We start from the raw sequence: 1,783 nt of genomic DNA, 5'->3' as shown, positions 1-1,783 counted from the left end.
CGCACTTCACGATCGACTGCCGCGGGCTCGGCGCGAAGCCCGTGCTGCCCGCGCTGCGCGGGATCCGCGGCGAGGTCGCGCGCGTGCATGCGCCCGGCATCGGGCTGACGCGGCCCGTGCGGCTTCTGCATCCGCGCTATCCGCTGTACATCGCGCCGAAACAGGATGACCTGTACGTAATCGGCGCAACCGAAGTGGAGGGCGAGGACATGTCGCCCGTCAGCGTGCGTTCCGCGCTCGAGCTGTTGAGTGCCGCGTTCTCCGTGCATCCGGCGTTCGGCGAGGCACGCATCCTCGAGCTGAATGCGCAGTGCCGGCCGACGCTGCCCGATCATCGCCCGGCGCTGATCTGGGACGGCGCGGCGACGCTCGCGGTCAACGGCCTGTACCGGCACGGCTTCATGATCGCGCCGGAAGTCGCGCATGCCGCGGTCGCGCTCGCCGAGGCGGCGTTGACGGGCGCGCTCGGCGGCACGGACGCGTTCGCCGCGTGGCGCGGCGCAGCGCGCTGGCCGGATCTTCTTCATCACCGCGACGACGCGCGCCAGCCGGCCTGACGCACGCCGCCTTCCCGAATTCGACGAAGCACGCCATGAATATCCAGATCAATCAACAGACCCTGATGCTGCCCGACGGCGCGACGGTTGCCGATGCGCTCGCCGCATTCGGCGCGCGGCCGCCGTACGCGGTGGCACTGAACGGCACGTTCGTCGCGCGCACGCAGCATGCGGCGCGCGCGCTCGCGGCGGGCGACAAGCTCGACGTCGTGCACCCCGTCGCAGGCGGCTGAGCGCCGCCGGTTCGTCCCCCGATCTTTCCAGGAACACGAGATGACGTCCCTCACTTCCGCCGATGCGCTGACGCTGTACGGCGTAACCTTCGCAAGCCGCGTGCTGATCGGCACGTCGCGCTACCCGTCGCTGCAGTCGCTGTCCGATTCGATTGCCGCCGCGCGGCCCGGGATGGTGACGGTCGCGCTGCGCCGCCAGATGTCGGGCGGCACCGCCGAAGCCGGCTTCTTCGACCTGCTCAAGCGTCACGCGGTGCCGCTGTTGCCGAATACGGCCGGCTGCCAGACCGTCGCCGAGGCGTTGACCACCGCGCACATGGCGCGCGAGGTGTTCGAGACCGACTGGATCAAGCTCGAGCTGATCGGCGACGACTACACGCTGCAGCCCGATCCGATCGGCTTGATCGAGGCCGCCGCGCAACTGGTCAAGGACGGCTTCAAGGTGCTGCCGTACTGCACCGAGGATCTCGTGATCGGCCGGCGCCTGCTCGATGTCGGCTGCGAGGCGCTGATGCCGTGGGGCGCGCCGATCGGCACCGGCAAGGGCGTCGTGAACCCGTACGGGCTGCGCGTGCTGCGCGAGCGGCTGCCGGACGTGCCGCTGATCGTCGACGCGGGGCTCGGCGTGCCGTCGCACGCGTGCGAGGTGATGGAGTGGGGCTTCGACGGCGTGCTGCTGAACACCGCGGTGTCGCAGGCGACCCATCCGGAGATCATGGCGCGCGCGTTCGCGCTGGGCGTCGAGGCCGGCCGCGCCGCGTATCTCGCAGGGCCGATGGACGCGCGCGAAACCGCGCACGCGAGCACGCCGGTGGTCGGCATGCCGTTCTGGCACCAGGACGGAGGCGGTGCATGAGCGCGGGGTTCGCCGCGGCATTCTGGCCGCCTGCCGACGAACTCGCGGAAGCGGCCGAACGGATCCGCGCGCGGCTCGGCGACTGGCCGTGCGCGACGGCGCCGTGGCGCCTGTGCGTCGCGCCGCCCGACGCGCTC

General features: G+C 71.5%; 3 protein-coding genes and 1 pseudogene. All 4 read left to right on the top strand.

From position 1 onward, the window contains the following. Positions 1-557, top strand: a 557-nt coding sequence (locus tag G3N94_RS41100; RefSeq protein ID WP_205799882.1) for an FAD-dependent oxidoreductase, incomplete at its 5' end; no start/stop codon positions are given. A 35-nt stretch (positions 558-592) separates the two neighbouring features. Beyond that, positions 593-790 carry a sulfur carrier protein ThiS gene (gene thiS, locus G3N94_RS41095; protein WP_205799881.1) on the top strand — a complete coding sequence of 66 codons (198 nt, stop codon included), beginning with the start codon at positions 593-595 and terminating at the stop codon, positions 788-790. A 40-nt stretch (positions 791-830) separates the two neighbouring features. Then, positions 831-1,646: a thiazole synthase gene (locus G3N94_RS41090; protein ID WP_205799880.1), complete on the top strand. Its 816-nt coding sequence runs from the start codon at positions 831-833 to the stop codon at positions 1,644-1,646. After that, positions 1,643-1,783, top strand: a pseudogene (locus G3N94_RS42820) (thiamine phosphate synthase); the annotation flags it as partial. The gene G3N94_RS41090 and the pseudogene G3N94_RS42820, both read left to right, overlap by 4 nt.

It is taken from the genome of Burkholderia sp. Ac-20353 (assembly GCF_017104785.1).
Taxonomy (GTDB): Bacteria; Pseudomonadota; Gammaproteobacteria; order Burkholderiales; family Burkholderiaceae; genus Burkholderia.
Note: the sequence above shows the minus strand (reverse complement) of the source record. Positions and strands in the feature narration are given on the sequence as shown.